15 protein-coding genes and 2 pseudogenes are annotated in these 17,487 nt (G+C 65.3%); 9 read left to right on the top strand and 8 right to left on the bottom strand.

The window, feature by feature from the left end:
* Nucleotides 1-10: 10 nt before the first annotated feature.
* Both FOM02_RS23410 and purE read right to left on the bottom strand, forming a co-directional pair.
* The gene (locus FOM02_RS23410; RefSeq protein WP_027561028.1) at nucleotides 11-1,117 is read right to left on the bottom strand and encodes a 5-(carboxyamino)imidazole ribonucleotide synthase; all 1,107 of its coding nucleotides are present in this window, start codon (nucleotides 1,115-1,117) and stop codon (nucleotides 11-13) included.
* Entirely contained in the window at nucleotides 1,114-1,602 is a 489-nt protein-coding gene (purE, locus tag FOM02_RS23405) for a 5-(carboxyamino)imidazole ribonucleotide mutase (RefSeq protein ID WP_027561027.1), read from the bottom strand. The genes FOM02_RS23410 and purE overlap by 4 nt, the downstream gene beginning before the upstream one ends.
* A gap of 141 nt (nucleotides 1,603-1,743) precedes the next feature.
* On the opposite strand from purE, the gene FOM02_RS23400 reads away from it, so the two are divergent.
* Nucleotides 1,744-2,475 (top strand): GGDEF domain-containing protein, encoded by a 732-nt coding sequence (locus FOM02_RS23400; protein WP_027561026.1) that lies wholly within the window; start codon nucleotides 1,744-1,746, stop codon nucleotides 2,473-2,475.
* Nucleotides 2,476-2,535: 60 nt separating this feature from the next.
* Here the strand turns inward: FOM02_RS23400 and FOM02_RS23395 are convergent, their stop codons facing one another.
* From FOM02_RS23395 to FOM02_RS23385, 3 genes are all read right to left on the bottom strand, one after another.
* Nucleotides 2,536-2,787 (bottom strand): hypothetical protein, encoded by a 252-nt coding sequence (locus FOM02_RS23395; protein ID WP_027561025.1) that lies wholly within the window; start codon nucleotides 2,785-2,787, stop codon nucleotides 2,536-2,538.
* Between the two features lie 21 nt (nucleotides 2,788-2,808).
* Complete coding sequence (locus FOM02_RS23390; RefSeq protein WP_027561024.1) at nucleotides 2,809-3,024, bottom strand: hypothetical protein; 216 nt, start codon at nucleotides 3,022-3,024, stop codon at nucleotides 2,809-2,811.
* A 141-nt stretch (nucleotides 3,025-3,165) separates the two neighbouring features.
* On the bottom strand, nucleotides 3,166-3,372 hold the full coding sequence (locus FOM02_RS23385; protein WP_008546179.1) for a YdcH family protein: 207 nt from the start codon (nucleotides 3,370-3,372) through the stop codon (nucleotides 3,166-3,168).
* Between the two features lie 328 nt (nucleotides 3,373-3,700).
* Between FOM02_RS23385 and FOM02_RS23380 the strand changes: the two genes are divergently transcribed.
* The gene (locus FOM02_RS23380) at nucleotides 3,701-3,880 is read left to right on the top strand and encodes a YdcH family protein (protein ID WP_025034152.1); all 180 of its coding nucleotides are present in this window, start codon (nucleotides 3,701-3,703) and stop codon (nucleotides 3,878-3,880) included.
* Nucleotides 3,881-3,995: 115 nt separating this feature from the next.
* Here the strand turns inward: FOM02_RS23380 and FOM02_RS23375 are convergent.
* Nucleotides 3,996-5,100: pseudogene (locus tag FOM02_RS23375) on the bottom strand (NAD(P)/FAD-dependent oxidoreductase).
* A 202-nt stretch (nucleotides 5,101-5,302) separates the two neighbouring features.
* Here FOM02_RS23375 and FOM02_RS23370 point away from each other — a divergent pair.
* From FOM02_RS23370 to FOM02_RS23340, 7 genes and pseudogenes are all read left to right on the top strand, one after another.
* Entirely contained in the window at nucleotides 5,303-7,990 is a 2,688-nt protein-coding gene (locus tag FOM02_RS23370) for an EAL and GGDEF domain-containing protein (RefSeq protein ID WP_027561022.1), read from the top strand.
* A gap of 135 nt (nucleotides 7,991-8,125) precedes the next feature.
* On the top strand, nucleotides 8,126-9,586 hold the full coding sequence (locus FOM02_RS23365) for a glycerol-3-phosphate dehydrogenase (protein ID WP_027561021.1): 1,461 nt from the start codon (nucleotides 8,126-8,128) through the stop codon (nucleotides 9,584-9,586).
* 74 nt (nucleotides 9,587-9,660) lie between these two features.
* Entirely contained in the window at nucleotides 9,661-10,830 is a 1,170-nt protein-coding gene (locus FOM02_RS23360) for an ABC transporter ATP-binding protein (protein ID WP_027561020.1), read from the top strand.
* Entirely contained in the window at nucleotides 10,827-11,741 is a 915-nt protein-coding gene (locus tag FOM02_RS23355) for an ABC transporter permease (protein WP_027561019.1), read from the top strand. The genes FOM02_RS23360 and FOM02_RS23355 overlap by 4 nt, the downstream gene beginning before the upstream one ends.
* Nucleotides 11,742-11,744: 3 nt before the next feature.
* Complete coding sequence (locus FOM02_RS23350; protein ID WP_092216839.1) at nucleotides 11,745-12,557, top strand: ABC transporter permease; 813 nt, start codon at nucleotides 11,745-11,747, stop codon at nucleotides 12,555-12,557.
* Between the two features lie 100 nt (nucleotides 12,558-12,657).
* Entirely contained in the window at nucleotides 12,658-13,641 is a 984-nt protein-coding gene (locus tag FOM02_RS23345) for a TRAP transporter substrate-binding protein (protein ID WP_027561017.1), read from the top strand.
* 16 nt (nucleotides 13,642-13,657) lie between these two features.
* Nucleotides 13,658-15,684: pseudogene (locus FOM02_RS23340) on the top strand (methyl-accepting chemotaxis protein).
* A 59-nt stretch (nucleotides 15,685-15,743) separates the two neighbouring features.
* Here FOM02_RS23340 and FOM02_RS23335 read toward each other — a convergent pair.
* Complete coding sequence (locus tag FOM02_RS23335) at nucleotides 15,744-16,595, bottom strand: carbohydrate ABC transporter permease (protein ID WP_027561015.1); 852 nt, start codon at nucleotides 16,593-16,595, stop codon at nucleotides 15,744-15,746.
* Complete coding sequence (locus FOM02_RS23330) at nucleotides 16,592-17,464, bottom strand: carbohydrate ABC transporter permease (protein WP_027561014.1); 873 nt, start codon at nucleotides 17,462-17,464, stop codon at nucleotides 16,592-16,594. The genes FOM02_RS23335 and FOM02_RS23330 overlap by 4 nt, the downstream gene beginning before the upstream one ends.
* Nucleotides 17,465-17,487: the final 23 nt, after the last annotated feature.

Below are 17,487 nucleotides of genomic sequence, written 5' to 3'. Positions count from 1 at the left end.
TGCGGTCCCGCTACTTGAATTTCGGCGGCCTGACTTCAGTGACATGGCCCATCTTGCGGCCGGGGCGCGGCGCGCCCTTGCCGTAGACGTGCACGGTCGCACCCGGCACGCTCAGCCACTTCTCGTAATCGTGGATCTCGTCGCCGATCAGATTGGTCATGGTGACGACCTCGCCGTGACGCACGGGCTTGCCGAGCGGCCAGCCGGCGATGGCGCGGATGTGCTGCTCGAATTGCGAGACCGACGCGCCATCGAGCGTCCAGTGCCCGGAATTGTGCACGCGCGGGGCGATCTCGTTGACCAGCACCTTCGGCCCGGTGCCGTTGGCGAGCACGAACATCTCGACCGCCAGCACGCCGACATAGTCGAGCGCGGTTGCGATCTTGCCGGCGATGCTGCGCGCTTCCTCGGCGAGCGCATCCGGAATCGGCGCAGGCGCGCGCGAAATCTTCAGGATGTGGTCGCGGTGCTCGTTCTCGGTGACGTCGAAGCACTCGACCTCGCCCGTGGCCGAGCGCGCGGCGATCACGGAGATCTCGCGCTCGTACGGGATGAAGGCTTCCAGGATCGCCGATTTGGTGGCGAGGCTGGTCCATACCTTGGCGATGTCGTCGCCTTCGCGGATGATGGCCTGGCCCTTGCCGTCATAGCCGAAGCGGCGGGTCTTCAGCACCGCCGGCAGGCCGATCCTCAGGATCGCCTCGCGCAGCGAGGAGACCGAGGTGACGTCGGCATAGGCCGCCGTGCCGATGCCGAGCTTGGTCACGAAATCCTTCTCGGCGAGGCGGTCCTGGGTGGTCTCGAGAATTTTGCGGTTGGGCAGCACCGGGCGGCGCGCGTCCAGCACCATTGCAGCTGCGGACGGGACGTTCTCGAATTCATAGGTGATGACGTCGACGTCGCCCGCGAACAGCTCCAGCGCCTCGACGTCAGCATATTCGGCGCAGGTCGCGTTCAGCACCACGTCGAAGGCCGGCGAATCCGGATCGGGCGAGAATATCTGGCAGCGCAGGCCGAGCCGCGCGGCGGCCATGGCCAGCATTCGCCCCAATTGTCCGCCGCCGAGGATTCCGATGGTGTCGCCGGGCTTCAGCTTCACCTGCTTTGCGTCAGTCACGCCTTGTCCTCCGGGCGCTCGGCAACCGCCTCGGTCTGCGCCTTGCGCCAGGCGGCGAGGCGATCCGACAGGGCCGGGTCGGACAATGCCAGCACAGAAGCGGCAAGCAGCGCCGCGTTGATCGCGCCGGCCTTGCCGATGGCGAGGGTGCCGACCGGGATGCCCGCGGGCATCTGCACGATCGAATAGAGCGAATCGATGCCCTTGAGCGTCCGGGACTCGACGGGAACGCCGAACACCGGCAGTTCTGTCAGCGCCGCGGCCATGCCGGGCAGATGAGCCGCGCCGCCGGCGCCGGCGATGATGACCTTATGGCCGGCCGCCTTGGCGCCCTTGGCGAAGGCAAACAGCCGGTCGGGGGTGCGGTGAGCCGAGACGATGCGGGTGTCGGCGGCAATGCCGAGCGCTGCGAGCGTGTCGGCGGCGTGCCGCATCGTCTCCCAGTCCGACTGGCTTCCCATGATGATGGCGATCGGCGCGGTCATGACTTCAATTGTGCTCGGAAAATAGAAAGATAGGCCAGATTAACGGTTCCGGCCGGCGGCTCGCAAGGCGGTGGCAAGGAGAAGGGAATGCACTATCCTGTCTTGGTGAATCCCCGCAAGCCTTCATTGAGCAGGATGCCCATGAAGAAACCAAAAAGGGCAAGTGCTGCGAAGGCCAAAAGGGGCCGGAAGACCAGCGCCAGCCGATCCAAAGCCGCTCCCAAGCGCGCCGCCAGGCATTCTGTCAGGCATTCTGCCAAGCCGGCGCGGCGCGGGGCGTCCGACGGCGGCGCCAAGGAGAGCGCAAAAACGATCCGCGACCTGCGGAGCAAGCTGAAGGCGGCCTTGCTGCGGGTTGCGGAACTCGAAGACGCTGCCGATACCGATTTCCTGCTCGAGATTCCGAACCGGCGCGGTTTCGAGCGCGAGCTCGTGCGCGCCATCGCCTACATGAAGCGCTATCGCGCCAGCGGCGCGCTGATCGTGCTCGACGTCGACCGCCTCAAACCGATCAATGATTCCTACGGCCATGCGGCCGGAGACGAGGTGCTCAAGGCGATCGCGGCCACGCTGACGCGGCAGGTCCGCGCTTCTGACGTAGTCGGCCGGCTCGGCGGCGACGAGTTCGCGCTGCTGCTCTGGAATCTCAGCGAGACCGATGCCAAGGCCAAAGCCGCGGCTCTCGAGCAGGCGATCGACGAATTGTCCTTCAGCTTTCGCGGCCAGGGCGTGACCGCGGGCGCATCCGCCGGCGTTGCACTGCTCGGAGCGCAGTCCGATGCAGGCCGCGCCCTTGAGGAAGCAGATGCCGCCATGTATGTGCGCAAGGCGCGCCGGCGGCACGAGCCGCGGATCAGGCTCGTAAGTAGCTGAGCATGATCCGGAAGCGTGTGCAGCGGTTTTCCGGAAAGATCATGCTCAAACAATAATCCTCTAAAGCGTCGCGAGATCTTCCGGCACGTTGCCGAATTTGCGCAGCAGCGTGGCGTCGCCGAATTCGCCGGTCATGGGATCGCCGCTGCGGCTGAACGCGACCGCACCGATATGGCCTGCAACGTGGGCCATGATCTCGGCGCGCCGCAACGCGGCCGTCGAGCTCTGGCATTCCTCCGCGGTGCCTGCGACCGGCGATCCGTCGGCATCGATCAGGAAGGGCATTGCAACGTAGTAGGTCACGTCCGACATGGCGTTGCTCCGGGAATAAAATCAGGCGGCGCTACTGCTCCGCATCTTGCTGCGTGAGGTCTCTGGAATGCAGCCGGCCGCAATCGCCGCCTGCAACTCCTCGAGCTCGGCTTCGAGATATTCGTTGGCCATGATCAGCGCCTTGATGGTGCTGCGCAGATTGCCGTCGCACATCGCGATTGCCTGATCGCAGGCCTGTTCGTAATGGCTGTTGTCGAGAAGGGCGGTTGCCGACATCTGCGTTGTCCTTGTGTGGACTCCTTGCGGAGCCCTTGGGCGTTTCCTGGGGGCGTAGGGTGCTTGAATGTTCCTATTTTGTTCTTTTGGAGTCAAGCGGATTCAGAGGCGCGCAAGGCCGCCGCGAAACGCCAGCGCGGATCAGGCGATGATGTCGGGCGTGATCTGGTCTTCGATGAACGCGATGCGGTCGCGCAGTAACAGCTTGCGCTTCTTCAACCGCTGCAAGCGCAACAGGTCGGGGGCGGGCGATTGATGCAATGCATCGATCGCCGCATCGAGATCTCGGTGTTCCTGCTGCAACCGGGTGAGCTCGGCTTCGAGCTCACGCTCGTCTTCATTGGTCATGTCTGCGGTGGCCGAAAACCGATGGGCTTGAGATTAAGGCTGTGGATGCCCTGTGGAAATTATCGTCCTTGCGCGGCGTGATCGCAAGCGATCTCGGGCCGTTGCTCACCGATCTCCCGCGGGATATTTCAGCGATTCGCGGCAGCGCTGCGCAAGCGCATTGATATCATGGATTTTTCCAGCGCGGTTCCTTACTCACCGTTCGTTACATATGAATTTTCAAAAATGAAGCTGAGACGACGGATAGATATCGACAGAACGAATCGGTGATGTAGAGTTGCGCGTCCGGATCGAATCCTGAGGTTCACCCCTACCGAGGAGGTTTCGAATGACAATTCAGGCACATCTGGTTGAATTGGAGCGGAAGCACAAACTTCTCGAAAACGAATTGCACGAAGCTCTCGTGCACCTTTCAACAGACGACCTGCAAATTGTTGAGTTGAAGCGCCGGAAGTTGATGGTCAAGGACCAGATCGAGCGTCTGAAGCAAGGCGATACGCTCCACTAGTAACCCCCGTAACAGCATTGAGTTGACCGCACCCTTTCACGCAGGGATGGACGCTGTTGCGCTCGTCCCTGCCGGAAGGTGCGACACCGCGCAAGCAAGGATGTTTGCGCGGCGCTTAGAGTCCTGCAAGCTCGGCGACGTGATCGGCGATCGCGAGCGACGACGTCAGTCCCGGCGATTCGATGCCGAACAGATTGACCAGACCTTCGACGCCGTGATCGAGCGGGCCTTGCATCAGAAAATCCTGCGTGGCGACCGCGGGCGGCACGATCTTCGGGCGAATGCCCGAATAGCTCGGCATCAGCGCGCCGTCAGGCAGCGTCGGCCAATATTTGCGGATCGCCGGATAGAAGCGCTCGGCGCGTGACGGGTCGACCTCGTAATTGATCGTCTCGATCCATTCGACGTCGGGGCCGAAACGCGCCTGCCCTGCCATGTCCAGCGTCAGATGCACGCCAAGCCCGCCAGGCTCCGGCACCGGATAGATCAGGCGCGAGAACGGCGCCTTCGCGTTGCAGCTGAAATAGTTTCCCTTGGCGAGATAGGCCGGCGGAATCCGGTCGATCGGCATGCCGTCGATGAGACGCGCCACCGTGGTTGCCGAAAGCCCCGCGGCATTGACGAGCAGGCTGCACTGCAAGGTCATCGGCGCTTACGCCGCCGGCGTCGATCTCGATCACGCCGCCGGCCGCCTTGGCGCGGATCAGCGGCGTGTGAAACGCGAAAGCCGCGCCGGATTCCTCGGCCTCGCCGCGCAGCGACAGCATGTAGGCGTGGCTGTCGATGATGCCGGTCGAGGGCGAGAGCAGCGCGGCGTCGCAGGCCAGCGCCGGCTCCAGCTCGCGTGCGGCCTCGCCTGATAGCAGCTGCATGTCGAGCACCCCATTGGCCTCGGCATGCGCCTTGATCGATTGCAGCTTCTCGGTCTCTTTCGGACTGGTCGCGACGATCAGCTTGCCGCAATTCTTGTGCGGGATGCCGCGCTCGGTGCAGTAGCGGTAGAGCGCGTGCTTGCCGCTGACGCACATGCGCGCCATCCAGCTGCCGGCGCGGTAGTAGATGCCGGCATGGATCACCTCGCTGTTGCGCGAGGAGGTGACGGTGCCGATCGCCTCGGCCGCCTCCAGCACGATGACCTCGCGCCCGGCCTGGGCGAGCTTTCGCGCCACCGCGAGCCCGACCACGCCGGCTCCGATGACGACACAGTCGACCCTATCCATGGTTGTGCAGCATGTCCGCTGGAAGCGCTGGTGGTATCAAACCCGGCTGCAACGGCGCGGGGCCGTTGTCCGTTAAGGAAGCATTTATCATGTCAGGGCAATTGCCGTATTTCACGTCACATTTTTCTGTTGCGCGTACAGGCGTTTACCCGATCCAAACCCGCGAGGCCAGACAATCCGACGTTGAAATCGCGGGTGGCTGATGGCTGAGAAGAACTGGCACGTGGGCAGCACGCTTCCGATTGCTGTGCAGGCCGTGCTGTGCCTGGCCGGCGCGGTGGCGCCCGCGCGCGCCTATGCGCTCTCGGACAGCTTCGCCCCGCCGAGCTATCTCGGCCAGCTCGATCCGAGCGTGGTCTGGGAGGCCCTGATCGCGGGCATCGCGATCTGCGCGTTCCTCGCCGCCATTGTGCTGTGGATCCATTCCTCGCTGCGGCGGACCAGGCGCCTGCAACTGCGGCGCAATGCCTTCGTCTCCTCCGCCATGAACAATCTCAACCAGGGCGTGGTGATGACGGATGCGCAGCGGCGCATCATCTTCTGCAACGACCGCTATCTGGAGATCTACGGCCTGACCCGGTCGGATCTCCGCGCCGGCATGACCGGCTACGACATCCTCGAGCTCAGGCGCAAGCGCGGCGTGCTCGGCGGCGTCTCCGACGAGGAGTTCTACGAAAAGGCGGCGAGCCCCAACGGCCTGGTCACCGAGCTGCCTGACAACCGAGCCATCCTGGTCAAATATTTCATCCTGCCGAACGGCGGGTCGGTGGCGACCCATCTCGATGTCAGCGAGCAGCGCAAGCTGTCGCGGCAGCTCGCCTCCACCAAGCAATTCCTGGAGACGGTGCTCGACAACGTGCCGGCCTGCGTCGCCGCCAAGAGCATCGAGGACGGCCGCTACATCTTCGCCAACAGCGCCTATGAACGCTTCTGGGGCTTTTCGCGCGACCACGTCGTCGGCAAGAACGCGCGCGAGCTGTTCGCGCCGAAATCGGCCGCGAGCATCGAGGCGACCGACCGGACCGCGCTGCTGGCGCCGGACGGGCAGTATCGCAACGAGTTCGAGGTCGAGCGCGGCGGCGAACGCCGCATGGTGGCCTCGATCCGGATCGTGGTCCGCAACGAAAGCAACAAGCCCGAATTCCTGATGCTGGTGTTCGAGGACATCACCGACCGCCGCTCGCTGTCGCAGGAGCTGGAGAGCACCAAGAAGTTCCTTGAGCTCGTGGTCGACAACATCCCGGTGGCGCTGATCGTCGAGCAGGTCAAGGATGGCCGCTATCTGCTCGCCAACCGCAGCGCCGAGACGATCCTCAACCGCAGGCGCGAGGAAGCCACGGGCCTGACCGCATCCGACATCTTCAATCCCAAGGAAGCCAAGCTGATCATCGCGCGCGACGAGGCCGCGATCAAGAAGCGCGGCATGATCACGGAAGAGCACCCGATCTCCACCAAGGACGGCCTGCGGCTGTTCCTGACCCGCCGCGCCACCGTGCTCAGCGATGCCGGCGAGCCGCAATACCTGATCAAGACCCACGAGGACGTCACCGACCGCCGGCAGACCGAGTCGCGCATGGCGCATATGGCCTATCACGACGGCCTGACGGACTTGCCGAACCGCGCCGCCTTCCTGCAGGCGCTGACCCAGATGATCGAGGCCTGCGAAGGTACCGGCGAGGAGTTCGCCGTCCTCTGCGTCGATCTCGACGGCCTCAAGGAGGTCAATGACGTCTTCGGCCATGCGCTCGGCGACAAGCTCCTGATCGAGGTGGCCCAGCGGCTCCAGGACTCCGCGCGCGGCGGCGTGGTGGCACGCCTGTCCGGCGACGAGTTCGGCCTCATCATCGACGGCAAGCAGCCGGAGGCGGGCCTCGCGCTGGCGCGGCAGATCGGCGAGGCCGTCGCCCAGGAATTCCAGATCGACGGCCGGCCGGTTCGCGCCGGCGTCACCACGGGCATGTCGATTTTCCCGCACAATGGCGCTGACGCGGCCTCGCTGCTCGCCAATGCCGGTGCGGCGCTGTTCCGCGCCAAGCAGAAGTCGCGCGGCACGATCAGCCTCTACCAGCCGGAGATGGACCAGCAGATCCGCGACCGCCGCGTGCTGCACCAGGACCTGTCGATGGCGATCAAGAACGGCGAGCTCTCACTCGCCTTCCAGCCGCAGGGCGTCGCGCGTCACAGCGTCGCCGAAAGCGACATCATCGGCTTCGAGGCGTTGGCGCGCTGGCAGCATCCGGTGCGCGGCCAGGTCTCGCCGGCCGAATTCATCCCGATCGCGGAAGAGAGCGGCCTGATCGTCGAGATGGGCGAGTGGATCCTGCGCGAGGCCTGCCGCGAGGCGGCATCCTGGCCGAATCCGCTCCAGGTCGCAGTCAACCTGTCGCCGGCGCAGTTCATGCACGGCGACGTGGTCGGCCTCGTCCATTCGATCCTGATCGAGACGGGCCTTGCGCCCGGCCGGCTCGAGCTCGAAATCACCGAGGGCGTGCTGATCGAGGACTTCGATCGCGGCCTGGCGCTGCTCCGCCGGCTGAAGGCGCTCGGAGTGCGCATCTCCATGGACGATTTCGGCAGCGGCTATTCCTCGCTGAGCTATCTCCAGGCGTTCCCGTTCGACAAGATCAAGATCGACCGCGCCTTCATCATCAATCTTGGTCGCAATCCGCAATCGGCCGCAATCGTGCGCGCCGTGATCGATCTCGGCCACGGCCTCGAAATGTCGATCATCGCCGAGGGCGTCGAAACCGTCGAGCAGCTCGCCTTCCTCGCCAAGGAAGGCTGCGACGGCGTGCAGGGTTATCTGCTCGGCAAGCCGCTGCCGATCGAGAAATATGCCGGCCTCGTCGGCCGCGCCGAGGCCATGGAGCTTGCGCTCAAGACCGGCTAGAGCGTTTTCGAGCGAAGTGGCCGCCGGTTCGCGTCAAGAAAACGCGTCAAAATAAGAATCTAGAGCCCCGTTCTGATTTCATCGGAACGGAAATGGCTCTAGTGATGGTGAGCTTCGCTCCCACCCGACGGCTTCATGGCGGATTACGACCTTGCGATCATCGGCGGCGGCCTGAACGGTGTCAGCCTCGCCCGCGATGCGGCCGGCCGCGGCCTGCGCGTCATTCTGCTGGAGCAGGGCGATCTCGGCGGCGCAGCCTCGTCGGCGACGCCGCGGCTGGTCCATGGCGATCTGTCGGTGCTGGAGCGCCGCGGGTTCTGGCGGGTGCGCCGGGCGCTCGCCGAGCGCGGGATCTGGCTTCGGATTGCGCCGCATCTGGTGCGGCCGATGCGTTTCGTCATCCCCGCCCATTCCGAGGAGCGCCCGCCCTGGCTGCTGCGTGCCGGCCTGTATGTCTATGACGGACTCACGAAGCGAGGCGGCCTGCCGCCGTCAGCGACCCTCGACATCACACATCATCCCGTCGGTAACGCGCTGAAACGTCCGTTCGGCATGGCGTTCGAATATTCGGACTGCGTGGTCGACGATTCCCGCCTGGTGGTGCTCACGGCGCTGGACGCCGCCGAACGCGGCGCCGCGATCTGTACCGGGGCGCGCTGCGTGCGCGCCGACAGGACCGACACCTGGCGGCTCGCGGTGGTCGATCGCGGCCACCGCCGCATCATTACGTCGCGCGCTCTCGCCAACACCACCGGCGCCTGGACCTCGATGGTCGCGGACACCGTGCTGCGGCAGCCGCAGCCTGCGATGGCGGCCACGCAGATGAGCCAGATCATCGTGTCGAGGCTGTTCGAGTCAGACAATGTCTACGTCTTCCAGAACAGCGATGGACGGCTGATCTTCGCACAGCCCTTCGAGCGCGACTTCACGCTGGTCGGCACGGTCACGCACGCGTTCACCGGCGATCCCGCCATCGTGGCGATGCCGGGTGCCGATGTCAGCTATCTCTGCGAGGCGGCGAGCCGCTATTTCCGTGAGCGTGTTGCCCCGACCGACGTGGTCCGGACGGTCTCGGGCGTCAACCTGACGCTGGCGTCCGCACGCGGGCGCGACGGCACCACGCTGTTCCACGCACGCCGGCGCAAGGCGCCGCTGATCACGATGTTCGGCGGCGACGTCACCACCTCGCGCCTGCGCGCCGAGCGCGCGGTGACGCGGCTGACGCCGTTCTATCCGATGTCGCGACCCTGGACGGCAGGTGCACCGCTGCCCGGCGGCGATTTCGCCTGGGATCGTTTCGACACCGAGGTCGACCTCGCGCGTGATCGCTGGCGCTTTCTTACCGAGCCGCAGGCCCAGCGTCTCGTTGCGGCCTATGGCTCGCGCCTATCGACGGTACTCGGCGAGGCGCACACCGGCGACGATCTCGGCCCCGCGTTCGGACCCGAGCTGACCGGCGCCGAAGTGCGCTATCTCATGACCCACGAATGGGCGCGCTTCCCGGAGGACATCCTGTGGCGTCGCTCCAAGCTTGGCCTGACCATGCCTCAGGCGGACCGCGATGCGCTGGCGGCGTTCATGGCGAACGTGATGTGAGGATCCATCCCGAACCGGTTGAGCAAAGGCCAATCGGCCGCTAGCGTGCAGCGGAATCGGGGTTGGCAGGGACCATGACGGACGAGTTGCCCAGAAGGGATGCCGCGGCGGCGGCCGGCGGAAATGCGCTTCCTGGGGCGGGCCAGCCGCTATTGCGCATTGAGAACGTCGCCAAGACCTTTGGGACGTTCCGGGCCGTGGACGGCGTCTCGCTGGATATCAAGGCCGGCGAATTCTTTGCGCTGCTCGGGCCGAGCGGCTGCGGCAAGACCACGCTCTTGCGCATGCTCGCCGGCTTCGAGGCACCGGACGAGGGCCGCATTTTGCTCGGCGGCAAGGACATCGCGCAGGCGCTGCCGCATGAGCGTCCCATCAACATGATGTTCCAGAACTACGCGCTGTTCCCGCACCTCTCCGTGCGCGACAACATCGCCTTCGGCCTGAAACGCGCCGGCATGGCGCGCGCCGAGATCGCGACGCGCGTTGCGGAGATGGTCGCGCTGGTGAAGCTTGGGGGTCTTGAGAAGCGCAAGCCCGACCAGCTCTCCGGCGGCCAGCGCCAGCGTGTGGCGCTGGCGCGTGCATTGGCGCGCCGGCCGCAACTCCTGCTGCTCGACGAGCCGCTCGCAGCGCTGGACAAGAAGCTGCGCGAGAGCACGCAAGGCGAGCTGATGGAGCTGCAGCGCCGGCTCGGCATGACCTTCATCATCGTCACCCACGACCAGGAGGAGGCCATGACGATGGCGAGCCGGATCGGCGTGATGAAATCAGGCAAGCTTGCCCAGGTCGCGCGTCCCCGCGAGCTCTACGAGGCGCCGCGCTCGCGCTGGATCGCGGAGTTCGTCGGCGACATCAACCTGTTCGACGGCGAGACCAGATTGCGCGACGGTCATCGTCTGGTCATCGGCACGCGTGATGCGGGTCCGCTGGTGGTGGCCGAGCCGCGCGAACCGGTCGGCGCAGGAAAATTTGCGGTCGCGATCCGCCCCGAGAAGGTCAAGCTGTCGCGGCGTGCACCCGTGAGCGAGGCCGGTCGTGAAACCGCGATCAACGCTCTCGACGGCGTGATCGACGACATCTGCTATCTCGGCGGCACCACCACCTACAAGGTGAAGCTCGACACCGGCGGGCTGATTGAGGCGTCTGTCGCCAACAGCGCGCGCCTCGACGTCGACGCCTACAGCCTGGACCAGCGCGTTGTCGCCTGGTTCACGCCCGACGATTGCATGGTGCTGCCGTCATGAGCTCGCGCCGCATCTTCGCAAGGCCTGCGCGCTTCGCCGCGATCGCGCCCTATGTCTGGATGGTGCTGTTCTTCCTGGTGCCGTTCGCCTTCGTGCTGAAGATCAGCCTGTCGCAGACCGCAATCGCGCAGCCGCCTTACGAGCCGGTGTTCGACCTGACGGCGGGATGGGAGGCGCTGAAGTCCGCCTTTGCCGCGCTGTCGATCGATAACTTCAAGCTGCTCGGCTCTGACGACATCTACGTGTTCGCCTATGTGCGCAGCCTCACTGTCGCCGTCACGGCGACCGCGCTGTTGCTGCTGATCGGCTATCCCATCGCCTATGGCATGGCGCGATTGCCCAAGCGCTGGCAGGCGGTGGCGATGGTGCTGGTGATCGTGCCGTTCTGGACCTCGTTCCTGATCCGCATCTATGCCTGGATCAACATCCTCCAGCATGACGGCCTGCTCAACCAGATCCTGCTGGCGCTGCATCTGGTCAGCCAGCCCGTGGTCTGGCTCTCCACCGACGGCGCGATGTATATCGGCATCGTCTATTCCTATCTGCCGTTCATGATCCTGCCGCTCTACGCCACGCTCGCCAAGATGGAGCCGGCGCTGGAGGAGGCGGCCTCCGATCTCGGCGCACCGCCCTGGCAGGTGTTCTGGCTCGTCACCTTTCCGTTGTCGCTGCCCGGCGTCGGCGCCGGCGTGCTGCTCTGCTTCATCCCGATCGTCGGGGAGTTCGTCATTCCCGACCTTTTGGCCGGCTCCAATTCGCTGATGATCGGCCAGACCCTGTGGCTCGAATTCTTCACCAACAAGGACTGGCCGGTCGCCTCCGCCGCGGCGATCGTGCTGCTGGTGGTGCTGCTGCTGCCGCTGCTGCTCTACGAGCGGCTGCAGAAGCGGCAGCTGGAGCAGGGGCGCTGAGCCATGCGCAAGGTCTCCCGCCTGTCCCGCTTCAACGTCGCCTCGCTCGCGCTGGGGCTGGCGTTCCTTTATCTGCCGATCCTGATCCTCGTCATCTATTCCTTCAACGCCTCGCGGCTGGTGACGGTGTGGGGCGGCTGGTCGCTGCGCTGGTACCGCGAGTTCTTCAATGACCGCGCCATGATCGAGGCGGCCTGGATGAGCTTGCGGGTCGCGGTCGCCTCCGCGACCATCGCGACGCTGCTCGGCACGCTCGCGGCAGTGGCGCTCTCGCGCGGCGAGCGGTTCCGCGGCCGCACGCTGTTCTCAGGCATGCTCTATGCGCCGCTGGTGATGCCGGAGGTGATCACCGGCCTGTCGCTGCTGCTGCTGTTCGTGGCGCTGAATGCAGAGCGCGGCTTCTGGACGGTGACGATCGCGCATACCACGCTGACGATGTGCTTCGTCGCGGTGGTGGTGCAATCCCGCCTCGGCTCGCTCGACCGCTCGCTGGAGGAAGCGGCGATGGATCTCGGCTGCAACCCGGTCCGCGCGTTCGTGTCCGTGACGCTGCCGCTGATCGCGCCCGCGATCGTCGCAGGCTGGATGCTGGCGTTCACGCTCTCGCTGGACGATCTCGTGATCGCCAGCTTCACCACCGGCCCAGGTTCGGCGACGCTGCCGATCCGGATCTATTCGGAGGTGCGGCTCGGCGTGAAGCCCGAGATCAACGCGATCTGCACGCTGGTGATCGGCCTGATCGCGGTCGTCATCGTGATCGCCTCGCTCGCCTCGAAACTGTCGAGCTCGCAGGGCGAGAGCGCGGCGCCGCTGTAGCCGTCCAACACATCATATATGGTGCTCAGGCACCACCTGACATAGTTAACAATTCATATAGCTTATCTGGCTATCGTCACCTCGCTTGGGGAAGAGGGCGATGAAGCGGCTTTATATTGGTGTGGCCAGCACGGTTCTGGCGTTACTCTGTCTCACTGTTCCGCCGTCGGCTGCTGCGACCCAGATGGTGTCGCTGGTGTACAACGGTTCGCCGCAGTCGCCGCAGCAGATCGGCTCCGACGAATTCCGCCGCAAGCTCGCCGAGACCGCACAGGGCCGCATCATCCTCGATGCACGCGCCGGCAACGCGATGGGCAGTGAGACGGCGATCCTGGCCGCCATGCGCAGTGGCGTGGTCGACATGGCGACGCTGTCGGGCTCGGTGGTCAGCTCCGCCGTGCCGGAGTTCGGCGTGTTCGACGTGCCGTTCCTGTTCCGCGATGCCGCGCAGGCCAAGGCTGTCGCGGAGGGGCCGGTCGGCGCGCTGTTCGCCAAGCATTTCGCCGACAAGGGATTGGTGCTGCTCGCGATCGGCAAGCAGGGCTTTCGCAACGTGACCAATTCGAAGCGGCCGATACAGACACCCGCGGATCTCCGGGGCCTGAAGATCCGCGTGCTCCCGAACGAGGTCTATCAGATGACCTTCAAGGCGCTGGGCGCCGAGGTCGTGCCGATGGAATTCACGCTGGTGTATTCCGCACTGAAGGACGGCCGTATCGACGGGCAGGAGAACCCGGTCGCGACGATTGCCGCCAGCCATCTCGAGGAGGTGCAGAAATATGCCAGCCTGACGGGCCATTTCTTCGCTCCCATTGCTTTCGTTGCCAATCGCGATGCGTTCCAGGCTCTCACGCCCGCGGACCAGGTCGCGATCATCGCCGCGGCAAAGGCCGGCGCGGAGGCGACCTGGAAGAGTGGCGTCGCGGAGGAGACGAAGAAAATCGAGGAGCTTCGCAAGGGCGGCATGGAGATCATCGAAAAGGTCGACCGCCAACCCTTCATCGATGCCGTGAAGCCTCTCGAGCCCGAGTTCGAGAAGCGCTTCGGCAAGGATCTGCTCGCCCGGATCCGGGCGACGCCGTAATCGCGCGGGAAACATCATGAACCTGTCATTGATCCTGTCACGCATCGGCATTCGCCCGCGCATCTTCGGCGGCTTCGCGCTGGTGCTGGGTTTCCTCTGCGTGCTGGCGCTGCTCGCCGTCATGCGGCTGTCCGAGATCGGCGGCACCGTCGGAGAGCTCGTGACCAGCGCCGACGGCGATGCCGGCATGGCGCGCGTGCACGCCGCGCTGCTCACGGCGAACGTCACCGTTGAGAAATTCGTCCGCACACGCAATCTCGGCGACCGCGATAGCGCCATCAAGGCGATCGACGGCTTTGGCCAGACCTTTGATCAGGTCGATCAGCAGTTCGGCCGCCTGCCGGCGATCGCCGCCGGCCGCGCCGCTCTGGTGGATGCGCTCGGGACCTATCGAAAATCCTTCACGGCAGTCGCGGGCGCTGTCGACCGTTTGCGCAACGCAAGCACCAAGAGCGAGGCGCTCGGTGCCACGGCTGGTCTCGATGTCGGCGCGATCAATGTCGCGCTTGTCAACCAGCCCGACCGTCTGCTCCAGCCCCTGCGTCTGGCCGGCACGGTGGATGCGATGCGGGTCTCGGTGCTGCGTTACACCATCACCCAAGCCCAGGTCGATGCCGACGATGCCGGGCTGACGATTGGCTATGTGCTGGCCGCGGTGGCCGATAGCGAGGCGGAGATCGCCGACGTCGAGGCGCCGCGACTGAAGAATCTGATCGCGGCCCTGAAGAAGGTGCTCACCGATCAATCGGCGACGCTGACCGAGCTGTCTGCCGCGATGGGCGAGTTGCGCAAGGCGCAGGCCGATCTGGTTAAATCCAGCAGCGCGATCGACGCCAAGGCGCCGAGATCAGCAGGGCTCTGGGTGCGACGCGCACCGAGCAGAGCCGGTTGACGGCTGGGTCGGTCGATCAGACGCGCAATCTCGTGTTCACGGTCGCAGCGTCCGCGCTCGTGCTGGGTGCATTGCTGGCCTGGTTGATCGGACGCAGCGTGTCGCGGCCCATTGGCCAGATGACCTTGCGCATGCAGAGCCTCGCGGCGGGCGAGCTCGACGAGGCAATCCCGGGCGGCGGGCGCGGTGACGAAATTGGTCACATGGCTGGCGCTGTCGAAGTGTTCCGCCGGAACGCACAGACCGTACGACGCATGGAGCAGGAGTCTGCCGCGCAGCGTGCCGCAGCAGAGACGGAGCGTGCGGCGATGATGGCGCAGCTTGCCGATCGCTTCGATAGCGGCATGGAGGGCGTCATTGGCGGCGTCTCCAGCCGTGCCGAGGAGATGGGGCAGAGCGCCGCGAGCCTCGCCCGCGTTGCCGAGCGGGGCCGCTCGCTGGCCGAGCAGGTCGCCGCGACATCGGCCCAGGCGTCCTCGAACGTGCAGACCGTTGCGGCGGCGACGCACGAACTGGCAGCCTCGATCAAGGAGATTTCCAGCCAGGTCGCGCGCTCCGTATCGGTGTCGGACCAGGCCAAGGAAGAGGCCTCGCGGACCGAGGCCCTGATGCGCGCGCTGTCGGATTCCGCCGAGCGGATCGGCACGGTGGTGCAGCTGATCCAGGCGATCGCGAGCCAGACCAACCTGCTGGCGCTCAATGCGACGATCGAGTCGGCGCGGGCCGGCGACGCCGGCAAGGGCTTTGCCGTGGTCGCCAACGAGGTGAAGAGCCTCGCGACCCAGACCGCGCGCGCCACCGAGGAGATCGCAGGGCTCGTCGCCGAGATTCAGAACTCGACCGGACAGTCGGTCGCCGCGATCGGTCAGATCGGCAGAACCATCGCCGAGATGACGGAGATCGCGACGACGATTGCCTCCGCCGTCGAGGAGCAGGGTGCGGCAACCAGCGAGATCGCCCGCAATGTCGAGCAGGCGGCGAACGGCACGACAGCCGTGACCGACCAGGTCGGCGCCGTTCGCACCGTGGCGGGTGAGACCGATGCCGGCGCCGAAGCCGCGCTCACGGCCGCGTCGGCGTTGCAGGATCAGGCCCGCGCGCTCAAGAAGGACGTCGCGGAGTTCCTGCAGACGGTGCGCAAGGCGGGGTGAGAGCATCTCCCCGCGGCCGCCCTCCTATGGGCGCACCGCGGGAAGTGCACATCTGACATTCAGGACTTCACCGCACCCGCGGTGAGCCCGCCCACCATGTAGCGGCGGAAGGCGTAATAGACCGCGGCTGGCGGCAGCGCGTAGATGAAGCCGGTGGTCATCAACAGCTCCCACGGCGAGTCGTCGGCGGCGAGGAAGTTGCCGAGCGCCACGGGCAGCGTGATCTCGCGGTCGTTCGAGAGCAGCAGGAACGCGTAGAGGTACTCGTTCCAGGCCAGCAGCACCGCATAAGTGCCGATCGCGACCAGCGAGGGCATCATCAGCGGCAGGTACACCAGGCGGAAGATCTGCAGCGTGGTCGCGCCGTCCATCACCGCGGCCTCATCCAGCTCGACCGGGAGCTTGTCGGAGGCCTGCTTGAGCACCCAGATCGCATAGGGGCTGGCGATCGTCACCATCGCCAGGATCAGCGACCAGTGATTGTTGAGCAGGCCGTAATTGCCCATGGTGCGGTACATCGGCACGGCGAGGAACGCCGCGGGGATGAAATAGGTGAACAGCGCGAGGTTCAGCACCATGCGCCCGCCCGGCACCTTCAGCCGCGAGATCGAGAACGCCGCGGCCGTGGCGACGAACAGCGTCAGCACGCCGACCGCGGCTGCGATCAGCGTCGAATTCCAGAACTGCACGTAGAAGTCGCGCAGGAAGTAATGCTGCTGCTTGAACACGATCTCGAAGTTGTGCAGCGTCGGGTGGTCCGGCCACAGCTTGCCCGAGAACGCGTCCTCCTTCGGGGAGATCGCGAACAAGAACATGTGATAGATCGGAATCATCGTCCACAGGAAGACGGGAATGCCGATCAGGAGCAGCCGCGCTTCCGTCGCGACGTCACGGAGAGAGGGAAGCTTCATCGCGACAACCGTTTCATCATGAAGTACACGAGCGGCAGGACGAACGGCATCGCGCAGACGATGGAGGCCATCGCGAGCGAGAGCTGGTCTAGCCGGAGATAGCGGATACCGAGCGTCGCCAGCACATGCGTGAGGTCGGCCGGACCGCCGCCGGTGAGCAGATAGACGCTGTTGAAGTCGCCGAGCGTCCAGATCATCGAGAGCAGCGTGCAGGTGATGTAGAGCGTCTGCATCGACGGCCAGGTGATGTAGCGGAATTTCTGCCACCAGCTCGCGCCGTCGACCTCGGCGGCCTCGAACAGGTCGTGCGAGATCGCAAGGCGTCCGGTGATCAGGATCAGCGTCCAGAATGGCAGCGACTTCCAGATGTGCACGCCGATCGCCATGCTCAGCGCCACAGTCGGGTCGTTCAGCCAGTTCGGGCCGTCATCGCCGGTGAAGGAGAAGATGAGGTGGTTGATCACGCCCCATTCGGGGTTGAGCATGAAGCGCACCGACAGGATGGTCGGGATCGACGGCACTGCCCAGGGCAGGATGAAGATCACCGAGAGCCATTTGATCCAGGTGCGCTGCATGGCGAAGAAGCCGGACAGGAACAGCGCGATCAGCATCTTGATGTTGATGCCGATGACCAGAAAGATCAGCGTGTTGACTGCGGCACGCGCGAAGATCGGGTCGTTGTACAGCGCGACATAGTTCGCCGGAGCGCGCGCCAGCCATAGCCCGTAGCAGACGGGATAGACGACGAAGGCGAGGAAAACCAGCAGATAGGGCGCGAGCAGGATGATGCCCCAGACCTGCGCCGGGGTCAGCCGCGACGACAAGGGTGGGCCGGGGAGTGCCTGATCGCCAGAGAGCGTGATCGCCATTCTTTCGGACTCTTTGAAAGGAC

It is taken from the genome of Bradyrhizobium sp. SEMIA, assembly GCF_014844175.1.
GTDB lineage: Bacteria > Pseudomonadota > Alphaproteobacteria > Rhizobiales > Xanthobacteraceae > Bradyrhizobium > Bradyrhizobium arachidis.
This window is presented reverse-complemented; position numbering and strand designations above follow the sequence as displayed.

What these genes read in the sequence shown, in the direction of transcription:
- FOM02_RS23330 (WP_027561014.1), bottom strand. Translation starts at nt 17,464, where the DNA reads ATGGCGATCACGCTCTCTGGCGATCAGGCACTCCCCGGCCCACCCTTG.
- FOM02_RS23360 (WP_027561020.1), top strand. Translation starts at nt 9,661, where the DNA reads ATGACGGACGAGTTGCCCAGAAGGGATGCCGCGGCGGCGGCCGGCGGA.
- FOM02_RS23390 (WP_027561024.1), bottom strand. Translation starts at nt 3,024, where the DNA reads ATGTCGGCAACCGCCCTTCTCGACAACAGCCATTACGAACAGGCCTGC.
- FOM02_RS23335 (WP_027561015.1), bottom strand. Translation starts at nt 16,595, where the DNA reads ATGAAGCTTCCCTCTCTCCGTGACGTCGCGACGGAAGCGCGGCTGCTC.
- FOM02_RS23365 (WP_027561021.1), top strand. Translation starts at nt 8,126, where the DNA reads ATGGCGGATTACGACCTTGCGATCATCGGCGGCGGCCTGAACGGTGTC.
- FOM02_RS23385 (WP_008546179.1), bottom strand. Translation starts at nt 3,372, where the DNA reads ATGACCAATGAAGACGAGCGTGAGCTCGAAGCCGAGCTCACCCGGTTG.
- purE (WP_027561027.1), bottom strand. Translation starts at nt 1,602, where the DNA reads ATGACCGCGCCGATCGCCATCATCATGGGAAGCCAGTCGGACTGGGAG.
- FOM02_RS23380 (WP_025034152.1), top strand. Translation starts at nt 3,701, where the DNA reads ATGACAATTCAGGCACATCTGGTTGAATTGGAGCGGAAGCACAAACTT.
- FOM02_RS23355 (WP_027561019.1), top strand. Translation starts at nt 10,827, where the DNA reads ATGAGCTCGCGCCGCATCTTCGCAAGGCCTGCGCGCTTCGCCGCGATC.
- FOM02_RS23350 (WP_092216839.1), top strand. Translation starts at nt 11,745, where the DNA reads ATGCGCAAGGTCTCCCGCCTGTCCCGCTTCAACGTCGCCTCGCTCGCG.
- FOM02_RS23370 (WP_027561022.1), top strand. Translation starts at nt 5,303, where the DNA reads ATGGCTGAGAAGAACTGGCACGTGGGCAGCACGCTTCCGATTGCTGTG.
- FOM02_RS23395 (WP_027561025.1), bottom strand. Translation starts at nt 2,787, where the DNA reads ATGTCGGACGTGACCTACTACGTTGCAATGCCCTTCCTGATCGATGCC.
- FOM02_RS23345 (WP_027561017.1), top strand. Translation starts at nt 12,658, where the DNA reads ATGAAGCGGCTTTATATTGGTGTGGCCAGCACGGTTCTGGCGTTACTC.
- FOM02_RS23400 (WP_027561026.1), top strand. Translation starts at nt 1,744, where the DNA reads ATGAAGAAACCAAAAAGGGCAAGTGCTGCGAAGGCCAAAAGGGGCCGG.